Raw genomic sequence first — 22,831 nt, 5'->3', positions numbered from 1 at the left:
CACTGGGGTTCGCGCCAGCGGTCGACGTCCGTGAATTCCATTCGGATTCATAGAACGCTGTTAGCCATTGTCTCAGGCACTCTGTAGGAGCCGGCTGACGACTTGTCGGCGTGTCATGTCGCGCCTGAAATGACATTGTTCCTGGGGGCGCCGAGAAGCGCCCCTTGAATCGCGCTGCTGTCAGGGAGAGACGTTCGGTCCTGGAGGGGCTGGTCGTTCCGGGTGGGGCGTTCGTAGACTCTTGCTGCCTGAGGCTGACATGGCGGGGGACTGACATGGCCGACGAGGTGCGCACCACGCAGTGTTGTGTCGTGGGAGGAGGCCCGGCGGGGATGATGCTGGGCTTGTTGCTGGCGCGGGCGGGGGTGGAGGTGACGGTGTTGGAGAAGCACGCGGACTTCCTGCGTGACTTCCGCGGCGACACCATCCACCCCTCCACCCTGGAGCTGATGCACGAGCTGGGGTGGCTGGATGAGCTCCTGGCCCTGCCGCATCAAAAGGCGCCGGTGTTGCGCTTCCAGCGCGGTGCCCATGACGTGGTCGTCGGAGACTTCTCTCACCTGCCCACGCGCGCGCGTTACATCGCGTTCATGCCGCAGTGGGACCTGCTCGACTTCCTCGCGCGGAAGGCCGCCGAGTACCCGGGCTTCCACCTGCGCCGGTGTGCTGAAGTGACGGATGTGTTGCGTGAGAAGGGGTGTGTCGTCGGCGTCCAGGCCCGGACGCCGGAGGGCTCATTGGAGGTTCGTGCGTCGCTGGTGGTGGCGGCGGATGGCCGGACCTCCGTCATGCGTCAGCGCGCCGGCCTGGAGGTGGAGGTCCTGGGCGCGCCCATGGACGTCCTCTGGTTCCGTGTCTCGCGCAAGCCCGAAGACCCCGAGGACCCCATGGGCCGCTTCGAGAAGGGACAGATTTTCGTCCTCATCAACCGGGGCGACTCGTGGCAGTGCGGGCGTGTCATCGCGAAGGGCAGCTTCGACGCCTTGCGCGAGGCCGGGCTGGCGGCCTTCCGCGAGGACTTCGCCCGGATGGCGCCCTTTCTGGCGGACCGGACCCACGAACTGGCGACGTGGGACGACGTGAAGCTGCTCACCGTGCGAGTGGATCGGCTGCGCACCTGGTACCAGGCGGGCCTGCTCTGCATTGGCGACGCGGCGCATGCCATGTCACCGGTGGGCGGGGTCGGCATCAACCTGGCGGTGCAGGACGCGGTGGCCGCCGCCAACATCCTCGCGGGGCCACTGCTCGCCCGGCACGTGACGCCCATGGACCTGCGGCGTGTCCAGGAGCGCCGGGAGTGGCCCACGCGTGTCACCCAGCGGGCTCAGGTCCTCATCCAGAATCGCGTGCTCGGGCCCGCGCTGCGAGGCCCGGCGGCGTCCACCGCGCTTCCCTTGCCGCTGTGGCTGGTCCAGCACGTCCCGTTCCTGCGGCGCATTCCGGCGCGCCTGGTGGGCATGGGTGTACGGCCCGAACACGTGCGCACGCCAGCGGCGCCTCCCAGGGCTTGAGCGATTCAGGCGGGCGTCAAGCCTTGCCCGCCACCTTCGCGGCCCACCACCGCAGGCCCACGAAGAGGAAGCGCCAGTCCTTGAGGAACTCAGGGGGCTTGCGCTCGAAGGCATGGCCCACGAACTGGAAGCTCCACCCGGCGACGAAGAGGGCGGCGGGCACCTTCCAGAGGCGAGGGACGAACGGGGATGCGGCGGCCAGGGGGACCGAGGCCGCAATCATCGGAATGCCTACCGTATGACACAGACGGTTGACAGCATGGGTGTGGCTTTTCGAGTACTCCGAAATCCACTCCTCCCAGGAACGGTCGCCGAGCATGACGCCACGGTATGCATCTTGCGCCTCAGGTGGAAGGTGTCGGGTGCGTGCTCGCCTGGCCAGGGAGGCGCCACGGGCGTGTGATGCTGGAAGTCACAAGCTTTGCATGACCGCTTCGACTGACGCCGAGCGGAGGGCGCTCATCGAGGCCGCGAACCGGGCCCAGGTTCCCATCCGCTTCGAGCAGATTGTGACGGCAATGTCCGACAACGTCGCAGCCGTCGCCCGGCTGCCGTCGGATATTGAGCCCACGTCGCTGCGGGTTCGACGCCTGCCAGGACCACTTTTTCAACTCAGTCATGACGCATGGTTGGCCACGTCCTCTGCCTGTGTCGCACGCGGGCGCAAGCGAGAGGTCCAGCACTCGCACCGCGTGACGACGCGTGTCGGGACTGAGGTGGGCATACCGCTCCGTCATGTCGATGGTGGCGCGCCCCATCAGCTCTTTGATGGCCTTCAGGGAACGCCCTTCATCGCGAGATGGCTCCCGTAGGTGTGGCGCAGGTCATGCCAGCCGATGATGCCTTCCTCTCGCGTGATGCCAACTCGGCGGAGTGAGCGCACGAGGGCAGGTCCATCTTGCCCGGCGTGAGCGGCTTCCCATTCTCCTGGCAGTACACGTAGCGCCCACGAAGGAGTCGATGCTCCTCCAGAGCGTCCACCGCAGAGGAGGGCAGCTCCAACGTTCACTCGCGTCCGCCCTTGGGGAGGTCCGTCACTCCACGCGAGATGGTGGTGCGACGGACGTGGAGAAGACCGCGCTTCAAGTCCACGTCAGGCTACTGGCGCCCGCAAGCGCCCCCCTGACGCAGGACCGTCTTGATGGCGACCAGCAGCACCGGCCTCCACTCCGGATCGGCCCTGGAGACAAGCCGCTCGGCCTCCTCGAACGTGAGGAAGTCGAACGACGGCTTGGGGAGGTTCTGAAGCGCTGCACGTGCGGAGCCTGCGGAATCACCTCTTGCTCCGCGGCGACGTGCCGCATCTTGCTTCGCACCGTGAGGACGTTGTTGATGGTCTTCACGCTCAACACCTTGGGGCCGTCTGATTTGACGGGGGCAAGTCCAGGTGCGGCGCGCCGCGTGTTCAGGATGGGAGCGAGCCCCTGGGCCGTGTGCTAAGCCCCTGGCGCGCCAGCGCAGGTTTTCGGTGACGAAAAAGTCACGCTCTAGGACAACGCGGCATGAAGATGACTTCGGAAAAAATCTCCCGGTGGGCAATCAATGCTCTCTCGCTACGGGGCCCTATGTTCGTGGCGTTTTTCGCCGTGCTCATCGTGCAAGCCGTATGGACGAACACGTTCCTCGGAATCGACCTGGATTTCCTGGTGCAGAACGAGGGGCTTTTCCTACTCGTTCTAGTCGGAGTGCTCTTCGTCCTGGAGGGCGTCAGGATAGGCCTCCGCAAGTTCCTCTCGTCACGCGCCCAGGGGAGCGACAGCGATGCGAAGGACGAGCAGGAACATGTCACCGCGATATTCTCTCTTGATAAAGCTGACCCGGCGAAGCCAGGGGCGCTCGCGGCCATGGAACACCTGCAAGAGAAGCACAACTTCGACGCGCTGGACTGCCCGGAGTGCGACGGAGAGGGGTGCAAAGGCTGCGACGACGGTGGCCTCATCCTCGTCTGGGAGAGGGAGCCCTGCGGCCCAGACTGTCCCATCCTGGCTACCAAGCAGTGATACGGGGCGCGGGTCCGCCGAGGGGGGAGCTGGAGTTGCCTCCGTCAATTCGGACAGCTCAGGGTTGGGAATCCGCAGTACGGAATTCGCGGGATGCCATCCTGAAGCGCGTCGCTAATGTCTTGTGCGCGATGTGCTCGTGCGCGAGCGCGAGCTGTCCGACGATCTCCCCGAAGGCTGGCCGACCGTGCTGGACGACGAAACCCGCATGGATGTTGCCCCCATCTCCACGTGGGTTGAAGACCGTCTCCGCCTGACCCCCGCCATGTTGCACGTACGTCGCATGACCCTGCGGAACGCGCTGGAACATGGCGGGACGTCGAGGACCCTGACGGGAGTCGAATCTGGGGTTTCCAGAGCGGATGCGAGGTGAGGGCGCGACGCGGCTGGGTCTACGCACCGCCCGGCCGCAGGTTCCCAACCCGCGGACGCTGGTGGATGCCTCTGGATTCCAAGCGTCTGACGCTGACGTGGACCCTCCGCGTTCGCTTCCAAGGGCATGCGCCCGGGGCGGGAGGCCAGCCACTGGGGCCTCCCGCCGCGTGGCGGCTACGACTGCGCGGACGGCTCGTCCCACGGGAAGTGGGTGGCGCCCATCGCGGGCTTGAGGTCGAACAGCCAGGAGGCCTTCTCGTCGTACTTCGCGAAGAAGGGCCGGCCAACGAGCTCCGGGTCGCGCGCCTGGATGAAGTGGAGGACGAAGACCTTCTCGCCGGCAATCTCCGCCACACCGTCCACGCACACCTTGCCGGGCGTGGCGGACATCGACGGGCCGCGCACCGTGCGCGCCAGTCCGGACACGCTCTGGTAGGCGTTGCGGAAGATGTCGTAGGCCTCGGCGAGCGGTACCGCGAAGTAGTCCTGCGGACCCGTATCCCGCTCGACGAACATGTAATACGGCACCATGCCGTGGCGCAGGTGCGTGCGCCACATGCTCTCCCAGGTGCCCGGCGTGTCGTTGATGGTGCGGATGAGCGGCGCCTGGGTGCGGATGACCGCGCCGGTGCTCCGGATGCGGCGCACCGCCTCCTGGACAATCTCGGGGACCATCTCGTTGGGATGAGAGAAATGCGCCATGAAGGCCAGGCTCTTGCCGGAGGCGACCACCTTCTCGAACAGGCGCAGGATGTCGTCCGCGTCCGAATCCGTGACGAAGCGCTGCGGCCAGTAGGCCAGCGCCTTGGTGCCGATGCGGATGGCCTCCAGGTGCTCGATGTCGAGCAGCGGCTCGATATACTTGGCCAGCACGGCCTCGGTCATGATCATCGGGTCGCCACCGGTGAACAGCACGTTGGTGACCTCGGGGTGCGCGCGGATGTAGTTCACCAGCGGCTCGATTTCCCGCGAGGCGAACTTCAGGTCCGCGTCCCCGACGAACTGCGCCCAGCGGAAGCAGTACGTGCAGTAGGCGTGGCACGTCTGTCCCTGCTTGGGGAAGATGAGCACCGTCTCCTTGTACTTGTGCTGGAGGCCCGGGACGGGCTCTTCGTTGGCCTGCTTGGGAACGTTGAGCTGCATCTGCCCGGCGGGGTGCGGATTGAGCCGCGCGCGAATCTCGTTGGCGGCGGCGTTCAGCTCCAGGGGGGATGCACCGGAGCTCAGCAGGTCCGCCATGCGAGCCACGTCGTCCGTGGGCAGCATGTCCGCCTGCGGGAAGACGAGCCGGTAGATGGGGTCGGCGGGCGCGGCGGCCCAGTCAATCAGCTCGTCCACGACGTAGCTGTTGGTCCGGAAGGGCAGCACGTGCGCCACCGCTTGCACCGCCAGCCGTTCATCCGCTGAGAGCCCGGCCCGAGTCGTCAGCTCGTCCAGGTGTCGCGTGGTGTAGGCACGGTACCGGCGACCCGTGGACAGAGCCAGTGCTGCGTTTGACATAACGCTCATGTCTCGTTTCTCCTGCGGTAGTCAGGGCGGCCACGAGGTCCACAGCGGCCACTCTGGCTGGTGGCCGGGCGTGAGCGCACACCGTTTGACCACCAACGAGGGAGAGTCCGGTTACCACGCCGAGGGGCGAAGTGTCATCTCTCAGGGGCGAGCGGGCAGGCTAGATTCCACCTTGCGTTGCAATTTCCAGTGACTTTGCGTCTGAAGTGGCATGACGCAAGGTGTCGAAGGTCGGGGATTCTGCTGTCTCCTGGTTCCGGGCCGGGGAGTCCCTGCCGCCGCAGCGGGCCGGAAGATACCTGACATACCCCTGTCATGCGGGCTGCCTAAGTCATGGGCGTCGTTTCGCTCGTTCGAGGAGATTCCGTCATGTCGAAGGACAGCAAGCTGAAGCAGTACACCGGAGGATGTCTTTGCGGAGCGGTGCGTTTCGAGGCCGAGATGGATCTGTCGGAGCCCGTGAGCCGCTGCAATTGCAGCATCTGCACCAAGGTCGGCGGCACGCAGGCCTACCCGAAGCCGAGCGCCTTCCGCGTCACCGCGGGCGCGGAGCACCTGGGTGAGTTCCGGAAGGGCTCGAGCCCGAACTTCCGCTCGTTCTGCAAGCACTGCGGCATCCATTGCTTCTCCGCCGGGTTCGTCGAGGAGCTCGGTGGAGAGTTCCGGTCCGTCAATATCCAGTGCCTGGACGACGTCGACCCCGGTGAGCTGAAGGTCGTGTACTGGGACGGCCGCCATGACAACTGGGAGGCCGGGACGCGCGACAGGCCCTGGCCCATCCGGAGCTGAGCCCTCGCTCACGTCCCGCGCGGCTTGCGCCGGCGCGCGAGCCGCTCCGCCTGCTCCGGGTTGAGCATCTTCACGTAGGCCAGGAGGCCGTCGAGGCGCGCGCGGTGTGCCTCGCCGTCCTCCGACCGCCCCTCCTGGTGCAGCATCGCCCGGAGCCGCCGCCGCTCCTCGCGTGACAAGCCCAGCGTCGTATTCACGGTGACGCCAGTGACGCGCTGGGCGCCGCCCCGGCGTTGCACGCGGGTCTTCTCGCGGTTGACCTCGAAGCCTTCCTCCTGCACGTACCGCGCGGCCAGCGCGCGGACTCGCTCCAGCGCCGTGACGTCGTCGCCGGAGAAGGTGAGGTCATCCGCGTAGCGCGTGTACGTGTAGCCGTACCGACGCGCCAGTCCCGCCAGCCGCCGGTCCAGTCGCAGCAGCACCGCGTTGCACAGGGCGGGGCTCGTGGGGGCGCCCTGCACGCAGACGCGCGGGCCCACTGGAACGTGGAAGAGGGTGCCCTCCAGCTCCACGGGCTGGCGCTCGGACTCCGTCATCAGCACCGCGAGCGTGGCCGCCACGGGATAGCCATAGCCCAGGGCGATGAGCAGCCCTCGCACCCGCGCGAAGGTGACGGAGGGGAAGAAGTCCTTCAGGTCCAGCTTCAGGACCACCCGCCGGCCCACGTGCGGCGCGGCGCCCGTCTTGATGGAGCGGCCGGGCACGAAGCCATGGGCCTGTGGACTCACGGGGAGCTTCGACACCAGGAGCGCCAGCATCCGGCGTTGCAGGGCCTTCAGGCGCCGCTTGGGCGCATGCAGCAGCCGGACGCCGCCGGAGCGCTTGGGCACGGCGAAGGTCACATAGTGTCGCACCCGCTCGCGTGGACGGTGGATGCTGTAGTGGCGGAGCACGCCCACCGAGACGCCCAGGGCCGCTGCCACGTCCTCCTCCGTGCGCCAGACCGGCAGGCCGTAGCGCGCCAGCTGGGCCTCATCGGGCAGCAAGTCCCTCAGGTTCCGGTTCCGCGTGCGCAGCGTGGCGGAGAACAGCCGCCGGGCCTCGGCGGCCTCCATCCACTTCTTCCGGCCCGGGGTGTAGCGGCGGACGCCCTTGGGGAGCAGCCGTGCATCCCGGCGGATCTGTCGCAGGTGCCCGGGCTTCAGGGGGCCCGACGTGGAGACCGTCTCCGTCACGACGTCCTGGGGACGGCCGTGGGCATCCAGCGGCACGTCCAGCCCGGTGGTGCTTCGCGTGACGGGACGGCTGAACAACCCCTTGAGCCAGGAGAGGGTGGTGTCGAACCAGCTCATGGTGCTCCGGAAGAGGCCAGGGGACGACCTGCGAGGCGTTGGACCCGGGGCTCCCTGCGTTGCGTACGCTGGGACCCTGGCGAAGAGATGGGGACAGAACACCCCCGCGGCGAAACACCGCGGTACTCATGGCTCATCTGCGAGCCCTGGCCTCTCCCGAGAGCACCTGCCGTTATCGTCATTCGTCGTCTCCCGGGTCAAGCGTCTCCGTGGGCCGCCGCCGCGCGTCCGCCTCCGCCGCCCGGGCCGCGAGTGCGTCCGCGGAGGCGGGCTCGGAGCTGCGGAGTTCGCGGCGCTGCGCTCGCGCCAGGCGGCTGAGCGCGAGCAGGTGTGCGCAGGGGCCCTGGTTCAGCAGGTGCTCGCTGAAGTACTCGCAGCCGCACCGGCCGAAGAGGAGACGGTCCTCGTCGTTCATCACCAGCTCGACGCCCGACTGCGGGCCCGCGCGGCCATGGACCACCCAGTCCCGGTGAACCACCTCGCGCGTAACGGGCCCCTCCGGCGTGGACAGCGTGCGTATGCTGCGCTTCTCTCGCGGCGCCGCGGAGGTCACCTCCACCTCGCCCGCGGCCTCCAGGCGCTCTGCTTCCTCACGGCGGGCGTCAGGCGGGTACAGACGGCCCAGGTCCACCGGCGTGGCGAACAGCTCGCGGTGGCGCCAGCGCCGCGCCTCCACGTCGAAGATGGCGCGCCCGGCCGCGCATTGCGCCGCCAGGGCGCCCGCGGCCCGCGCCGTGTCCACGCCCAGGGCGGTGGCCACATCCTCGGTCGAGGCATGAACGCGCTCGCGCAGCACGCCGAGCACCCGCTCCGCCAGCGCGCTGTCACGCGCCGGCTCCAGCAGCAGGTCCATGCCCGCGGTGTTCGTCCAATGATTCGCCGTCCACCCGGACAGGCCCAGCAGGAAGCGCACGCCGCCGGGCAGGTGCGCGACGTAGAAGTGCGGCAGCGCGCGGCCCTTCAGGTAGATGTCCACCCGCTCCGCGTAGGGCAGCAGCGGCTCCAGCAGCCGCAGCCGCCGGCGGCCCCAGGCCCGGATGATGCGAGGCGCCGTGTACCCGTGGGCCGCGCCCTTCAAGGGCACGGGGTGCTCCCAAGGCTCCAGCATCAGCCGCGCGTCCTCGCCCGGGTGGAGTTCGTAACGCAGCGCGCGCGGTGACACCTTGGCCTTGGTGTGGCTGAGGAAGCGCACCGCGGCGAGCAGGTCCACCGGCCGCGCGGTCAGGCGGGTGCCGGGCATCGCCATGCCGCCCTGGAGTTGGAGCAGGCCCCGCACCCAGGGCTCCGGGACGTCCACCTTCTGCTCGAAGCGACCGCCCGCGCCGGTGGTGCGCACGTCGAGTCCCTCCGGGCCGATGCGGAGGTGTGTCTCCCGGGTGGAGCGCATCTCGGCCAGCGCCGCCCACAGCCAGGCGGTGAAGTCCACGTTGGTGGTGCCGCAGCGCACCTCGCCCTCGGGCTCGAAGAGGCCGCGGTCCACGGTGACGAGCCCGTAGGCGCTCTGGTCCTGGCTGAAGGCCTCGAAGAAGACGCGGTCGGGGTGCACGGTGATGAGCGGGTCCAGCAGCCCGCCGCCCCACGTCTCGTTCCACGCGTCCGATTGCCAGATGAGCCCGCCGAGCGCCTGGAGCGCCATCCGGAGAGACAGGACGTCCCGGGCCACGCGCGCGTGGAAACGCACGGGGCGGTGCGCGTCCGCGGACAGGCTGAGCTGCGCGCGCTCCCGGGTGGACTCGAACACGGAGGGCGTGGCGTAGAGGAAGCTGGAGGCCGTCACGCGCCGTCTCCTTTCGCGGGCAGGCCGAAGACGTGGGGGACTTCGGTGGCGTCTCGCAGCTCGGGCCAGCGCGCCAGCATGCGGGCCAGCAGCGCCATCAGCGACTCCTTGGGATAGCGCGAGTCCGGCAGCGCGAAGGCGTCACGCACGCGCGGCACCAGCACGCGGGCGGCCTCCACACCGTGGGCGGCGGCGTTGGCCAGCGCGTCGAAGGCGGCGTGACGCGTGCGCCGGTGCAGGGGTCTCAGCAGGGTGGCCTGGAGCAGGTCCAGGTTCTGTGCGGCCACCTCGCGGGCGTTCGCGGAGTCGCGGCCGAGCAGCCGGAAGGCCAGCGCCTGGACGTGAATCTGCGGCGCCTCCAGCAGGTCGCGCACGGCGCGGGGCTCGGCCAGGTAGAAGTCATCCGAGCGGAGGAAGAACAGCCGCGCCAGCCGGTTCTTCTCCATCAGCGCGTCGAAGGTCCACATGGAGTAGGCGGGCAGGGCGCCCAGCGCGTTGGCGGCGCGGCGGGCGAAGACGCCGCCCTCCTTCGGCAGGGCCTCGTAGTGCGCGGCCATCGCGTTGAGCACCTTCTCCCACTCCTTCGCGCTCCCCGTCGCCGGGAGGTGCATGGCGGCGCGGCTGGCGAGGTAGTCCAGCAGGTCCTCGTCGTTCGCTTCCAGCGCGCGCATCACCAGCTTGGGGTACGCGGCGTGCCAGCTCAAAGCGACGTGCATGCGGAAGGGGCCGCGTACCAGCTCCGGAAAGCGCGCGTACAGGGCGGTGGCGGTGGCGTCCGTCAGCGGCTGCACCCGGGCCAGGCCCAGGCCGGGGAGATTCCATTCGCCGCCCGCGCCCGCCAGTTGGAGCAGCCGGCGCCGAGTCCGGGCCGGGAGCGATGCGTCGTCCTGCACCAGCCGCAGCACCTCCGCGTCATACGTCTCCGCCATGGCCGAGGTGCGCAGGAGCGCGCCCCAGACATCATCCCAGTCCCGCGCCCGCGCGAGCGCCAGCAGCTCCGGGAAGCCCTTCGCGTCCTTTCGTCCCAGCGCGCCCCAGCGAGGTGCCACCGCTTGCAGGTGGCCGAGGAGGTAGGGCACCACGTCACGTCCGCGCGCCTCCGCCAGCTCCACGAAGAGCTGCGCCGCGCCGGGCATGGGCATCTCCGGGTGGTGCGCCTTCAGCGCGGCGACCAGCTCGGCCGGGGACTGGACGGTGCGTGCGAGCGCCAGGGCATCACGGCACCAGGTGGGCTCATCCACGCATCGCCGGTAGAGCGCGGAGGCCAGGGCCGCGTCCCCCCGCGCCTGGGCCCGCTCGCGCAGCGTGTTCCACATGGGCTGGCGCTCGCGGTGCCCTCTCCATGGCAGATGCTCCAGGATGAAGGGCCGGGCGGCCTCCGCGTCCAGCGCGTCCAGGGCCAGGGCGGTGGGCTCGTCCAGCCGGCCCCAGCCGATGTCCATCTTGGCGAGCTCGGTGTGCCGCGCCGCGCGCGTGGGCGCTTTCTGGACACGCCGCACCACCTCGGTCCGCCAGAACTCCGTCTGCCGGGGGGCGCGCAGGCCCGCGAGCTTCCAGTCCAGGAGGCGGCGGAACATCTCCACGTCGTCGGCGCGGTCCGCGTCGAAGAGCCAGACCTCCAGCGCGGAGGCATTCTCCCCGAGCCAGGGGTTCCCCCACTTCCCGTCGGCGGTGACGCTGCCGGGCGAGAAGCAGGACAGCATGAGGGGGCGGAAGCGGACGCGGTCCCTGGCGTGGAGGGCGGGCCCCCACAGCCAGGTGAAGGACCGGAAGGCGGGGCGGCGTGCCAGTTCCTCGAGGGCGGCACGGAGTTCTTCGTCAGACTGTGTCCGGGACAGGACGCCACGCAGGGCGGCGTCCATCTCTTTGACCTCTCGGCGGAAGCGCCGCTCCCAGCTTTCGTTCACGCTCTCCGGTTTACACCGGCCGCTCCGGGAGACCCAGCGGCGAAGCGGTCAACCCATGTAGGAAGGCGGGTCGCTGGCGGGAAACGAAGACATGGAGCCTTCGGCGACGATGTCGCGATTGCCCGCCGCGTCGCGTGACTCGCCAGGGAGGATGTTCCACCGTCCGTGCTCGCCCGCGCCGTACCGCGACGGGTCGCGAAGGCTGGAGGCGCGTGCGTCGATGACCACCGGCATGCGGCTGTGCGCGCGCCACTGCGCCGCGAGCAGCGCGGCCTGAACGGCGGCGTCGGCCAGGAAGACGGCGGAGCGCCGCTTCCGGTTCGTGGCGTACGTGGAGACGTCGACCACCAGGAGCGTGAGCGCGCTCCAGATGCCCAGCTTCCTGAGCTCCGGTGTGACGCGGCCATGGCGGTGCGCGGACAGGAGCGTCGCGCCCACCGTGCCGGCGAGTCCGCCCACCGTCATCATCAGCCAGCCTTCGCGGATGGGCCCGGTGAGCCGGGTGACCCGCTTCGACTGGAGCCAGGGCAACAGGCCCTTGAGCAGGTAATACGCGCCCTGGACTTCTGCCGGGTCTCTTCGGAAAAACGAAGCGAGTCGTCTGTTCATCCGCTCTCTGCCTCCCGCGCTCAAGGTGCTTCCTGGCGCGGGGAAGGGCACCTGGACCGGGAGGGCGGGCAGGCGTCACCCTGGAGGACAGGCGGGCGGGCGGCGGCGCTCAGGCAGTTCGGGCCAGGGACATCAGTCCAACTGCGTGGAGACGATGGGGTCCTGCGCCGCCGTGTTCCACGGCAGCGAGGGCCACCAGCGTTCGAGGGAGGACGGCGCACCGGGTTCGACACGCTCACCCGGCTTCGGGACGATGACGCTCACACCCGTGGCCTCGCCCGCCGCGAGCACGCGTTCAATGGGCTCCGTCCAACCGTGGAGCGCGAGGGTGAACAGGCCCCAATGTACCGGCAGCAACACGCGCCCCCGAACCCACTGGTGCGCGGTGACGGCCTGCTCGGGGCCGATGTGCCAGTCGGGCCACGCGCTGTGGTACTGGCCCACCTCAATCATCGTCAGGTCGAAGGGCCCCAGCCGCTCGCCAATGTCCTTCATGGCGGGGAACAGGCCCGTGTCGCCCGAGTAGTACACGCGGTGCTTGGGGCCCAGGAACGCGAAGCCCGCCCACAGCGTCGCGTCCTTGTCGATGCCCGTTCGGCCCGAGGCATGCCGGGCGGGGGTGCAGACGACCTCCAGCGCTCCCACGCGCGCACGCTCCCACCAGTCGAGCTCGATGATGCGCGACTCGGGGATACCCCAGCCCACCAGGTGTGCGCCGACGCCGAGCGGCACGATGAAGGAGGTGTCCCAGTCCTTCATCGCCAACAGCGTGCGATGGTCCAGGTGGTCGTAGTGGTCATGGGAGATGGCGACCGCGTCGACGGCGGGTAGCTCCGTCAGCGCCAGGGGTGGGGCGTACCAGCGGCGCGGTCCTATCCAGCTCAGGGGCGACGCGCGCTCACTCCATACCGGGTCGACGAGAATCCGCTGGCCGTCCAGCTCCACGAGCGACGTCGAGTGCCCGAACCATGTGACGCGAAGGCCCGTGGCGGGTGGTGCTCCGAACGCGCTCCCGTCCAGCGTCACCGAGGGCAGCGCTCCCTGGGCAGGGCTCACGTCGGGGCTGGCGCTGAACATGCTCGCGATGGAGCCCCAGGTGTCGTTGCGCAGGGGCTGCGGGTTGTCGAAGTGCCCGTCCTGCCACTGGGGCGAGCGCTCCATGCGTGCCCGCCGCGCGCCGTCCGCGGCCTGACCCAGCGCCGGCCAGGCCTGGATGGCGACCACTGTCAGCAGCAGGGCCAGCAGCGCCGCCGTTCCCATTGCCGCATACGCCAGCCTCCTGCGCCACGTCATGCCGTCCACCCGCGCTCGTCGTGATGAAGTTCAAGAACAAGGAGGACATCTTCGCGGCCGGGCGCCGCGGGCGACAAACTGCTCCAGGTGTACGAAATCATCCTCCTGGAGCCGTGGGAGTTGATGGCCGGGGCGCGCATGGCCTCCGAGTTCTACACCGCCTGCGAGCGGCTGTTGCCGGAGGTGGAGGCGAAACACCGCCGACGCTGGCTCAAGTACACGCAGGCCGTTCTGGAGTCGCGGCCGCTCGCCGAGGTGTTCATGCTGGCCGTCGACGGGCTCCAGTCCGACCTGCCCACGACGCGGGTGTTGCGTCAGCGGCTGGCGTTGCTCGTCGAGCGCTTCACGGATTGAGGGGGGCATCACCCCGCTACCGCTGGCCGGACGCCCCCGGTCTCTCCCCAGGGGCGTTCCCGACGTGGCGCCGTGCCAGCCTTCATGCCGGCGCGGTGCCAGGTTTCTGGCTACGCCCGTGCGGGGGCCAGCGCCGCGCGCTTGCTGTAGGTATCGCAGAGCTCCAGGTATTCGTCGCTGTCGATGTCGAGCGCCGCCACCCGCATCTTCTTCGTCTTGGGCTTGTCCAGCGTGGTCTTGATTTGAATCATCTTGAGCGTGGGGATGCCCATGTAGGACTGGCTGTAATACATATTCTCGGTCATGTCGGCCCATTCAATCAGCAGGCCATCCTCGAAGCGGATGCCGTCCCGACCGATAATCAGCGCGGGCTTGTCCAGGTTGCCCAGCGGCCTGATGCAGTTGTAGAGCATCCAGACCATGCAGAGGTTGACCGCCCCGCAGAGCGCCATCACGCCGGGACTGTTCGCCAGCCGGAAGGTGAGGATGCCACAGAGGCCCGAGGCCACCGTCCAGATGACTGCACCGATGATGAGCTTCGTGCGCGAGTAGTAGACCTCGCGCGGCTTCAGCGTCTTCTGCTTGTTCTGCGAGGAACTGTAGATTTCCATGACGTGTGACCTGTGAGGGGAATGGGAGTCAGGTGGCCAGCCGTTGCGACAGGTAGGCCAGGAGGACGGGCGCGTTGATGATGCGGGCCTCGTCAATCTTGAGCGGCTTGCCCTGGGCGGCGATGATCAGTTCGCGGGTGGAGACACCGTCGCCGAACTCGTCCTGGAAGCGGATGCTCTCGATGTCGTCCCAGCGCATCAGCCGCTTCTTGTGTGTCAGCCCGGCGCCACTGAGCGTGAGGGGCCCGAACTGCACCGCCTTGCCGGCGTTGACCTGCCGGTGCACGCCGTCAATCAGCGCATCGACGACATGGTCCGTTACGTGGGCGTACAGCTCGTCCGCGTCGCTCCACAGGTTCAGCCTCAGCCGGTAGGTGCCGCCGCGGTGGCGCAGGATGAGCCGGTCGTGGTTCTGCACCGTGATGATGGCGCTCACGTTCCGCCAGGCGATGCGCGTGTCACCCGCGCGCAGGCACTCTTCATCCACCACCAGCTTCGGCGGCGCGGCCAACCATGCGAACAAGTCGCTGGCCCGCCAGAAGATGAAATACAGGCCGCAGGGGATGCCCGCCAGCAGGACGATGGGCGCGGAGTTGTAGCGGAGGAGCCCTTTGATGAAGTCCTGCGGGAGCAGGTAAATCTTGCCGAACGAGAGAAACGCCGCGGCCACCACGTAAATCAGGGCGAAGCCAGCGGCGAGCCAGTACAGGACGTGCGTGGGGAATTCCCGGGTGTGCGAGCGCTTCAGTGAAGACTCCGGAGCCGTGTCGAAAAGTGCACGCATCTATAAACAATCGCGTGTGTCTTTTCGATGAGATTCGCCAGTGCGCTCAGGGTGAAGTCAGAGGGGCGTATTTTGCCGGTGTCTCATACTCCGTGTGGTGCTTCGGGGTTGCTCAGGTGCGGCGAATTCGAGAAACAATCCGCGTTCTCAGGGCGTGAGAAGTCATTGGATGAGGTTGCGTGAAACACAGCCTTTCCGTGTCTGGCGTGCCTGCGGCATGGCGGAGCGGGGGCCTCAGGTGGCACGGCGCCCTCCGCCGCGCGTGGTGTCCAGGCCTGCGTCGATGCGGGCGGTGAGCATCCGGTCGAAGCGGATGCCGCTGGCCGTGGGGCATACCCGTCAGGTCGTGCGACTCGTCAAGGCGAACCCGGCCACTCCCACCTCCGTGAACAGGATTGGGGGGACGAGCAGGCAGGTGCGGGGACGGGAACGCCGAGGCCCTTGGGGACCTGGACGCCGATGGCTCGGCCCCGCTTCGGTGAAGTCTCCTCCACCACCGGCGAGCAGGATGGGCTTTGGCGCCTGAGCGCGAAGAGGTGGCGCTGGCGCGTGCGGAACGGGTTGGCGCGAGTTCGTGAGCGTATTTTGAGAGTCTTTGGCTGGGATGTGAAAGCGATTGGCTCAAAATGCGCGTCTACAACCTGCGGCTGGGCACGGACCAGGAGCTGCTGGCGGTGGGCAAGAATGGCCGCCCCCTCTACGCGGGCGGCTTCCGGCCCCGGCCGTCACCCGACGGGAAGCGCGCTGGCCTCGTACTGCTTCGCGAAGTCCTCGCTCGGCGGAATGGGCTTGATGACATCGATGAGCACCCCGTTGGGGTCCGCGGTGATGAAGTGCCGCTGGCCGAAGGCTTCGTCCCTCAGCGGGAGGTGGATGGGCAGGCCGGCCGCCTGCAGGTCCCGGTAGACGGCGTCCGGGTCTTCCACTTCGAAGTTCAGGATGGTCCCCGCCACCGTGCCCCGGGCCACCGCCGGCACCGTTTCGTGCCGGCCGTCGAGGATGGCCAGCGCGACATGCTCTGCATCGTCCGACTGGAGGTGGACGTACCAGTCGCTGGTGAAGCGCGGGCTGAAGCCGAAGTGCGCCGTGTAGAACGCCGCCGTACCTGCGACGTCGTTCGTCATGATGACCGGGTAGTAACTGGTGATTTTCATGGGCTCCGCTCTCCTTCGAGCTTGTCTTTCGCTGAGGTAACATACAGGCTGCATGTATGCAATCGAGGGTGCGAAGAAGCAACGATGAGCGCAGCGCGACGACGCGGCAGGCGCTCGTGAGCGCGAGCCGGGCGCTGTTCGTGGAGAAGGGGTACGCGCAGACGTCGACGCCGGAGGTGGTGGCCGCCGCCGCCGTGACGCGCGGGGCGCTCTACCACCACTTCGAGGACAAGCAGGCGCTGCTGCGGGCGGTGCTCGAGCGGGAATTCGCTGAGCTGCGCAGGGCCATCGACCAGGCGACGCCGCCGGCTCTGGGCGCGCGGGAGGCGCTCATCGCTGGAAGCCTGGCCTACCTCGACGCGATGGCTGTCCCGGGCCGCACGCGCCTGCTCCTCGTGGATGGGCCGGCGGTGTTCGGCCATGCGGAGATGATGGCACTCGACGAGGCCTCCGCCGCGGGCTCGCTGCGAGAAGGGCTCGCCGCCTTGCTGGGAGACGGGCCGCTGGTGCCGGCGCTCGCCAGCCTGCTATCCGCCGCCTTCGACCGCGCGGCCCTGGCCATCAGCACCGGCGGCGATGCGAAGGCCTACCGCGCGGCGATGCTCGCGCTCATCGAGCGCGTCACCGCTGGCGCCGGTCGTTGAGCGGCAGCGGCTCCAGCGTGTTTGACTCCGTGTCGTCCGACAGGGCCGAGGCCACATGGACCAAGTTGGTGCCGATCAGATAGGAGGCCAGGATGACGGAGATGCGCAGCACGAGCAGCGTGGGCTCGAAGGGGAGGATGTCGCGTTCCTGGAGCCAGGCGAGCGTCTGCGGCGCGTAGGCGCCGTTGCAGGCCGCCACCACGCCCAGGAGCAGGGACATCTGGACGATGCCGAAGAAGGTGTTGGCCCGGGAGCGGACCAGGCCGGCGAGCCCGCCCAGCCGTTCCATGAGCAGCGGCTTGACGAACTTCATCACCAGGATGCCCTGGATGATGCCCACGGCCAGCGGAACGAAGATTTCGGCCAGGGCCATGACTGTCTGAGGTTGTTCGCTCGAACTCATGGCCGCGGACGATGCTCCGTCACGCAAAGCGAATCAACCCGGCCCGCCGGTTGACGGATGCGGCACGCGAGCGTTTCAGGCGGCACAGCGGGTCCATGCATTGCGCCTGAACCCGCCGTGTCACTTTCTGGAACGTCAGCCGCCAAGCTCCACGTTCTCCAGCACGCCCCTCGTTGAGCTCAGGGGGGGCGTTATCGTCAGGTGCTGAAATCTTATTCAGGTGTTTCTTGTATGAGAGATTCCCAGGTGAAGTCTCGACTTGCCTGCTGACGCACGGATTTAGCTCCATCCGTGCGCCGTTAGGCTTCCGCGATAAGTCGTGTTTTCATTCACCGGCAGTGCTGGTGATGAACTCCACGCGGCGGTTGGCGCTCCGTCCCTCGGGCGTATCATTGGACGCAATGGGTTGGGCGGGGCCGTAGCCCTTCGCAGTCAGACGCGAGCTCTCAACACCTTGCTGGATGAGATATTGCCGCACTGCGTCCGCGCGGTCCTGGCTCAGTGTGCGATTGAGCTCCTCGGGGCCGGTGTTGTCCGTGTGTCCTTCGATGCGCAGGGACACGCCCGGGTTGGCCTTCAGGTAGTCCGCGATGGCATCCAGGTTCCGACGCTCCGAGTCGGAGAGCGTCGACTGACCCACCGGGAACTGAACGTGGTGCTCGGTCGGCAGCCGCGCCGGCGCTTCGGTGGTGGGCGCCTGGGGCTCGGGAGCAGGCGCCTGGGGCGCGGGCTCGGGAGCGGGCGGCGGTGGCGTGGGCTCCTGCTTGGGTTCAGGGCAGCCACGGTGGGCGGCGACGCCCGCCTCGTTCGGGCATGCGTCCTCGCGGTCCACGACGCCGTCGCCATCCGCGTCGGTGTCCGGGCAGCCGTCGTTCTCTGGCGGGCCGGCTTCGAGCGGGCAGCGGTCCTGTCCGTTGGGAACCGTGTCGCCGTCGTCATCCAGCGCGGGGCACTGCTCCGGCGTGTGACTCCGGCCGCTCCGGCACACGTCTTCCCGGGCGGGCGGCTGATGGGCCCAGGCGATGCCCGCGGCCGCGCGGATGGACGGCGTGCCCGGGATGTCCGTGAAGCCATGTCCGGCGATGGCGAAGGCCTCGAAGCCGCCGCCCACGGGCAGCCGCACGCCGCCCAACAGCTCCAGCGCGAGGTCCGGCTCCACCAGTGACTCCGCGGCTTGCAGCGCGATTTCGCCGCGCAGGCCCTTGCCGCGCGTGGACACGACGACGCCTTGCTCCAACTCGGTGCCGAAGTCGCGTCCGGGTTCGTTCTCCGTGGAGCGGATGCGCACGCCCGCGCTGGCGCCGAGCACGACGGGGCCCAGCTCCCGGCTCACCGCGACCCGGGGCGCGACCTGGAGGCCCGCCCAGCCCTGTTGCCGGCCAAAGGCATCCGCGGTGCCACCGGGCGTGCCCACGTCCAGGCCCAGGCTGAGGAAGACGGGGGCGCCGTCCTCGCGCCGCAGCAGCGCGTAGCGGGCGCCCAGCTCTGGCGTGCCGAGGCCGAACGCGTCCGGCGCGGAGATGCCGACCAGCGTGTCCGCGCCTTTGCCGCCCTGGTGGATGATGACGGGCAGCCGCGCGGACAGCTCCAGTCGGTCGGTGGGAGACCAGGCGCCCGCGAGCCAACCGGAGACGCGGTAGTCGAGGATGGAGCGCTCCTGGCCATCGCTGCCCTTGAGCAGGAGGATGCCGCGCTCATACCCGGCCATGAGCATCAGCCGGTAGGCGCCCTGGGGGAGCACGTGGCCTGTGTCCACGAGCATCGAGTCCGTGGCGGCGGGGGTGAAGCGAAGCCGCTCCAGGTCGATGGGGACGAGCGCGCCCGTGGTGCTTTGTGCCAGGGCATTGGGCGCGATTGAGGAGATGAGCGCGGCCAGCGCCCAGCTCCGAGCCTGTGTACGCAAGGTGAAGTCCATTCGCGAAAGAGGGTGACGTACGGGTCAGTGCGAGGCGTGACGCGAGCGGCGACGCAGTCCGCTCCACGATGCCAGAACCACCAGGAGGGCCAGCGACGAGGCAGCGCCACCGCCAGCGGCCTGGCAGCCGCCTCCGGCGATGGAGACGACCGTTGCCTGGACGGTGACCTGGAACGTGCAGCGGGCTTCATTGCCTGCGGCGTCCGTGGCGGTGACGGTGACGGTGTTGTTGCCGTGCCGGAAGGTGCTCCCCGACGCCGGCGAGGACGTGACGGAGGGCGTCGAGACGCCGTCCGTGGCCTCGGGCAACTCGAAGGTCACCGTCGTTCCCGACGCATCATCGGAGGTCGTCCGGATGTCGGCGGGGCACGTCAGCGCGGGCGGGGTGGTGTCCCGCACCTCGACCTGGAAGGTGCATGTGACTTGCGTGCCAGAGGCGTCCTCCGCGGTGGCGGTGACGGTCGTGGTCCCCAGCGGCAGCGTGCTGCCCTCCGCCGGTGAATAGGTGAGCGTGGCGGGGCCGCCCGCTCCAGGCGTCACGGTGGCGGGGGGCCAGTTGCCTGGAGCGCCGTCAGGCCCTGTTGCCTCGATGACGGTGTCCTCGGGGCAGGTGATGGCCAGGGGCTGGGTGGCCTCCACCGCGATGTCCACCGAGGGCTCGTTGCTGTCCAGGCCGCAGTCACTGACGCGATAGGTGAAGCTGTCGGCGCCCACGTAGCCCGGGTTGGGCGTGTACTGGAGGTTCGGCGGCGTGCCGCTCAGCGTTCCATGCTGGGGCGGCGTGACGATGGTCCACGTCAACGTCTGGTCCGCGTCCGGGTCGGTCGCGGTGAGCGTGATGTCCAGCGGGACGCCGGTCATCGTGGCGATGCGCACGGCGTCCGCGGTGGGCGCGGTGTTGGCGCGCACCATCACCATGCGTCCACCCGGAATGGCGTTGGCGAAGACAGACAGGGCATACGGGCCCGGCGGCGCCTCCGCGGGCACCCGCACCGTCGCGCGCGTGGTGGACATGTCCGTGGCGGGAAGCGTCCAGAGCCGCCCTCCCTCGGCGGCGCGCAGGCGCACCAGGGGGAAGTCCGTTGGCGAGTCCAGGTAGCTGCCGCTGGACGCGCCCGAGATGCCCCGGAAGCCCTGGCCTTCGATGACGGTGGGGCAGGTCTGGTACAGCGTCTCCGGCGCGGAGACGACCGGACGCCAGGCGGGAAGCGCGAGGACGTCCTCGTAGCGCTGGGCCGTGGTGGCGGCCGTGCCACCCGCGAGCAGGACCTCGCCCGTGGGCAAGGCAACGGCAACGGCCCCACCCCGCACGTCGGGCGCGATGACCGGTGTCCAGGTCCGCGACGGGGCTCCGTAGGTTTCGGCGGAGGCCACGTAGGTGTCTGGCGCGCTCAGGCCTCCGGCGACCAGGAGTGTACCGGACGGCATCAGGGTGGCGGTGTGGCGCCAGCGCGCTTGCGTCAGCGGGCTGTCTGGCGTCCAGGTGTTCGCGACGGCCGAGTACCGCTCCGTGGTGGTGAGCGCCACGCCTCCCGCGGCGCCGCCCGCCGCCAGGAGCTCTCCAGAGGACAGCAGCGTCAGCGTGAAGCGCTCGCGTCCCTGGGCGAGGCCGGCGATGGGCGCCCAGGTGTTGGTGGCGGGGTCGTACACCTCCGCCGACGTGAGGGCTGCTCCACCCGCGTCACGTCCTCCCGCGATGAGCACCCGTCCATCGGGCAGCAGGGCGGCGGCGTGCGCGGTGCGCGCCCCGGCCGCGGACGCCGCGGCGGTCCACGCCTGGGTGCCCGGGTCGTACAGCTCCGCGGAGGCGAGCACGTCCGCGCCGTCCTGGCCACCGACGACGAGCACCCGACCATCCGGCAGGCGCGTCGCGGTGTGCAGGTGTCTCGCGCGGGTGAGCGACGCCGCGGGGCTCCAGGTGTTCGTGGCCGGCGTATAGCGCTCTGCCGTGTTCAGCGTGCCGCCTGCGTTCGTGCCACCCACGACGAGCAGCTCGCCCGAGGCCAGCGTCGTCGCCGTGGCATCCGCTCGCGCGGTGGAGAGGCCCGCGGCCGCGGACCAGGCGTTCGTCGCCCGGTCATACAGCGAGGCGGACGCCAGCGCGGTGCCCGCTCCGTCACGGCCACCCGCCACGAGGACGCGGTTCGTGGGCAGCAGCGCCATCAGCGGGTCAATGCGAGGAGCGCCCAGGGTCCCCGCCGCGGCCCAGGCCTGGACGCCAGGGTCATAGACCTCCGTGTCCGCGTAGAACGTGGTTGCCGGATTGGAGTGGAAGCCTCCGGCGGTGAGCACCTTGCCGGAGGGGAGCAGGGTCGTCGTGCTGTTCTCCCGGCCAATCGCCATGGCGGCCGTGGCGGTCCACGTGCCGGTGGCGGGGTCGTAGAGCTCGGAGACCGGCTGGGCATCTCCCGCGGCGTTGGCGCCGCCCATGACGAGCACCCGGCCGTCGGGCAGCAGTGAGGCGGTATGGCCGTTGCGCGGGAAGTTCAGGGCGCCCGTGGCCGTCCACGTGTTGGCCGCCGGGTCGTAGAGCTCCGCATGCGTGGTGACACCGGTCGCGGTGCGTCCACCCGCGAGCAGCACGCGGCCATTGGGAAGCAGGGTGGCGGTGGCGTAGTGCCTGGGGACCAGGGGCGCCGCGGCGGCGGTCCATGTTCCCGCCGCCGGGGCGTAGAGGTCGGCGCCCGGGACTTCGCGGTCCTCGTTGTTGAAGCCGCTCACCGCGAGCACCCGGCCGTCGGGCAGCAGCGTGGCGGTGTGGCGGCTCCGGGCCCTCAGGAGGCTGCCGGTGGGGAGGAACGTGTTGCTCGCGGGGTCGTACAGTTCGGCGGTCGCGAGATTGTTGCCGCCCGCGATGAGGAATTGACCGGAGTCGAGCCGCGTGAGGGTGGCCAGGGGGCGGGGCGCGGCCATGGGGCCCGTGGCCGACCAGGTGTCCGTCGCGGGGTCGTAGATGCGCCCCGACGTGGAGCCGTCCGTCAGCACGAGCGCACGCCCGTCGGAGAGGCGCGCGGAAATGGTGACGTTGCCTAAAATCCCGGCGGCGGCCGCCGCGCTCCAGGTGTCGGTGTCGGGGTCGTAGCGTTCGGACGAAGCCACGAAGCCCAGGCGGTTGACGCCGCCGACGACCAGCAACTGGCCGGTGCCGAGCAGGAGGCCGGCGTGCTGAGCGCGGGCCTCCGCCATGGCAGCGGTGGAGGACCAGCCTGGGTCGACGACGAGCGGCGCGGTGAGCCCGGCGAGGGAGACCTCGGTCGTGATGCGGACCTGCGCGCCGTCCACGTCGAACACCTGGGTGCGCGGATTCATGCGTCCACCCGCGAGCCGCGTGCTGCCCGCGCGCGAGTGGCCGTTGGCGTCTCGCACCACGGCGGGATGGAAGCGGAGCACGGGGCGCGCGCTTTCATCCAGGAACTGGAGGTAGTCGCCCGTGTCCTGGATGCGCCGGACGGAGGCCGGCAGCGTGACGGTGTACTCGGCGCGGTGCGTTGGCTTGCCACCGCGCGCCTCCGGTACCTCGTCCAGAATCCACGCCTCCTCGACCCGCGAGGTGCGCCAGCCCTGTGGGGTGGTCTGCGTGCTTCCCGCGGGCCACCAGAGGTGCCGCTCGCCCTGGAACGCGGCGAAGCGCTCGCGGTGGAGTGTGCCCGGGGTGGCGGCCGCCGGCTGGACCTGGAAGGTCAGCCCGCGCGTGGTCAGCGTCAGCCCTCCGTCATTCCCGAGCTGCGCATCGAGCAGCCGGGACGAGGGCGCCGAAGGGGCCGGACCCGTTTCAAGGTCGGGGAAGTAGGCCAGCGCCAGCGCCAGGGCGGTGGGGGCGGAAGGGGCCTGCTTCCACTGGGACAGGGCCTGGCCTCGTGCGGCGGCCAGCGCGTCGTCACCCGGAGGCGTCAATCCCTCCTTC

Annotated in this window: 18 protein-coding genes; 5 read left to right on the top strand and 13 right to left on the bottom strand. The window is 69.4% G+C overall.

Annotation, left to right across the window (positions count from 1 at the left end; all coding sequences use genetic code 11):
* Positions 1-275 precede the first annotated feature (275 nt).
* Positions 276-1,511 (top strand): FAD-dependent oxidoreductase, encoded by a 1,236-nt coding sequence (locus tag BLU09_RS30100; RefSeq protein WP_090493541.1) that lies wholly within the window; start codon positions 276-278, stop codon positions 1,509-1,511.
* Positions 1,512-1,527: 16 nt separating this feature from the next.
* Here BLU09_RS30100 and BLU09_RS30095 read toward each other — a convergent pair whose 3' ends face one another.
* Entirely contained in the window at positions 1,528-1,830 is a 303-nt protein-coding gene (locus tag BLU09_RS30095) for an Mpo1-like protein (protein WP_090493539.1), read from the bottom strand.
* A 1,183-nt stretch (positions 1,831-3,013) separates the two neighbouring features.
* Between BLU09_RS30095 and BLU09_RS30080 the strand changes: the two genes are divergently transcribed.
* Positions 3,014-3,511, top strand: a complete 498-nt coding sequence (locus BLU09_RS30080; RefSeq protein WP_090493535.1) for a hypothetical protein — start codon at positions 3,014-3,016, stop codon at positions 3,509-3,511.
* 549 nt (positions 3,512-4,060) lie between these two features.
* Here BLU09_RS30080 and BLU09_RS30070 read toward each other — a convergent pair.
* The gene (locus tag BLU09_RS30070) at positions 4,061-5,395 is read right to left on the bottom strand and encodes a KamA family radical SAM protein (RefSeq protein ID WP_090493531.1); all 1,335 of its coding nucleotides are present in this window, start codon (positions 5,393-5,395) and stop codon (positions 4,061-4,063) included.
* Positions 5,396-5,764: 369 nt separating this feature from the next.
* Between BLU09_RS30070 and BLU09_RS30065 the strand changes: the two genes are divergently transcribed.
* Positions 5,765-6,184, top strand: a complete 420-nt coding sequence (locus BLU09_RS30065) for a GFA family protein (protein ID WP_011556204.1) — start codon at positions 5,765-5,767, stop codon at positions 6,182-6,184.
* Positions 6,185-6,192: 8 nt separating this feature from the next.
* Here the strand turns inward: BLU09_RS30065 and BLU09_RS30060 are convergent, their stop codons facing one another.
* The 5 genes from BLU09_RS30060 to BLU09_RS30040 all read right to left on the bottom strand — a co-directional run bounded on the left by BLU09_RS30060 (position 6,193) and on the right by BLU09_RS30040 (position 13,062).
* Positions 6,193-7,476, bottom strand: a complete 1,284-nt coding sequence (locus BLU09_RS30060) for a reverse transcriptase family protein (RefSeq protein WP_090493529.1) — start codon at positions 7,474-7,476, stop codon at positions 6,193-6,195.
* A gap of 178 nt (positions 7,477-7,654) precedes the next feature.
* Positions 7,655-9,253, bottom strand: coding sequence for a hypothetical protein (locus BLU09_RS30055; RefSeq protein WP_090493527.1), 1,599 nt, complete (start codon positions 9,251-9,253; stop codon positions 7,655-7,657).
* Positions 9,250-11,160 carry a gliding motility protein gene (locus tag BLU09_RS30050; protein ID WP_090493525.1) on the bottom strand — a complete coding sequence of 637 codons (1,911 nt, stop codon included), beginning with the start codon at positions 11,158-11,160 and terminating at the stop codon, positions 9,250-9,252. The genes BLU09_RS30055 and BLU09_RS30050 overlap by 4 nt, the downstream gene beginning before the upstream one ends.
* Before the next feature lie 48 nt (positions 11,161-11,208).
* Entirely contained in the window at positions 11,209-11,769 is a 561-nt protein-coding gene (locus tag BLU09_RS30045) for a hypothetical protein (protein ID WP_090493523.1), read from the bottom strand.
* A gap of 132 nt (positions 11,770-11,901) precedes the next feature.
* Positions 11,902-13,062: an MBL fold metallo-hydrolase gene (locus BLU09_RS30040; protein WP_090493520.1), complete on the bottom strand. Its 1,161-nt coding sequence runs from the start codon at positions 13,060-13,062 to the stop codon at positions 11,902-11,904.
* Between the two features lie 87 nt (positions 13,063-13,149).
* Between BLU09_RS30040 and BLU09_RS30035 the strand changes: the two genes are divergently transcribed.
* Positions 13,150-13,416 carry a hypothetical protein gene (locus BLU09_RS30035; RefSeq protein ID WP_244172136.1) on the top strand — a complete coding sequence of 89 codons (267 nt, stop codon included), beginning with the start codon at positions 13,150-13,152 and terminating at the stop codon, positions 13,414-13,416.
* A 110-nt stretch (positions 13,417-13,526) separates the two neighbouring features.
* On the opposite strand, the gene BLU09_RS30030 is transcribed toward BLU09_RS30035, so the two are convergent.
* From BLU09_RS30030 to BLU09_RS30020, 3 genes are all read right to left on the bottom strand, one after another.
* Complete coding sequence (locus tag BLU09_RS30030; RefSeq protein WP_090493518.1) at positions 13,527-14,027, bottom strand: hypothetical protein; 501 nt, start codon at positions 14,025-14,027, stop codon at positions 13,527-13,529.
* 28 nt (positions 14,028-14,055) lie between these two features.
* The gene (locus tag BLU09_RS30025) at positions 14,056-14,811 is read right to left on the bottom strand and encodes a DUF6585 family protein (RefSeq protein ID WP_090493517.1); all 756 of its coding nucleotides are present in this window, start codon (positions 14,809-14,811) and stop codon (positions 14,056-14,058) included.
* A gap of 725 nt (positions 14,812-15,536) precedes the next feature.
* The gene (locus BLU09_RS30020; protein ID WP_090493515.1) at positions 15,537-15,965 is read right to left on the bottom strand and encodes a VOC family protein; all 429 of its coding nucleotides are present in this window, start codon (positions 15,963-15,965) and stop codon (positions 15,537-15,539) included.
* 68 nt (positions 15,966-16,033) lie between these two features.
* Between BLU09_RS30020 and BLU09_RS30015 the strand changes: the two genes are divergently transcribed.
* Entirely contained in the window at positions 16,034-16,609 is a 576-nt protein-coding gene (locus BLU09_RS30015; RefSeq protein ID WP_244172135.1) for a TetR/AcrR family transcriptional regulator, read from the top strand.
* On the opposite strand, the gene BLU09_RS30010 is transcribed toward BLU09_RS30015, so the two are convergent.
* From BLU09_RS30010 to BLU09_RS30000, 3 genes are all read right to left on the bottom strand, one after another.
* On the bottom strand, positions 16,587-16,982 hold the full coding sequence (locus BLU09_RS30010; protein WP_090493511.1) for a hypothetical protein: 396 nt from the start codon (positions 16,980-16,982) through the stop codon (positions 16,587-16,589). The two genes, BLU09_RS30015 and BLU09_RS30010, sit on opposite strands and share 23 nt — an antisense overlap.
* Before the next feature lie 355 nt (positions 16,983-17,337).
* Complete coding sequence (locus tag BLU09_RS30005) at positions 17,338-18,915, bottom strand: OmpA family protein (protein WP_244172134.1); 1,578 nt, start codon at positions 18,913-18,915, stop codon at positions 17,338-17,340.
* A 36-nt stretch (positions 18,916-18,951) separates the two neighbouring features.
* Positions 18,952-22,821 carry a Kelch repeat-containing protein gene (locus tag BLU09_RS30000; protein ID WP_090493507.1) on the bottom strand — a complete coding sequence of 1,290 codons (3,870 nt, stop codon included), beginning with the start codon at positions 22,819-22,821 and terminating at the stop codon, positions 18,952-18,954.
* Positions 22,822-22,831 lie beyond the last annotated feature (10 nt).

The organism is Myxococcus virescens, assembly GCF_900101905.1.
GTDB classification, from domain to species: domain Bacteria; phylum Myxococcota; class Myxococcia; order Myxococcales; family Myxococcaceae; genus Myxococcus; species Myxococcus virescens.
This window is presented reverse-complemented; position numbering and strand designations above follow the sequence as displayed.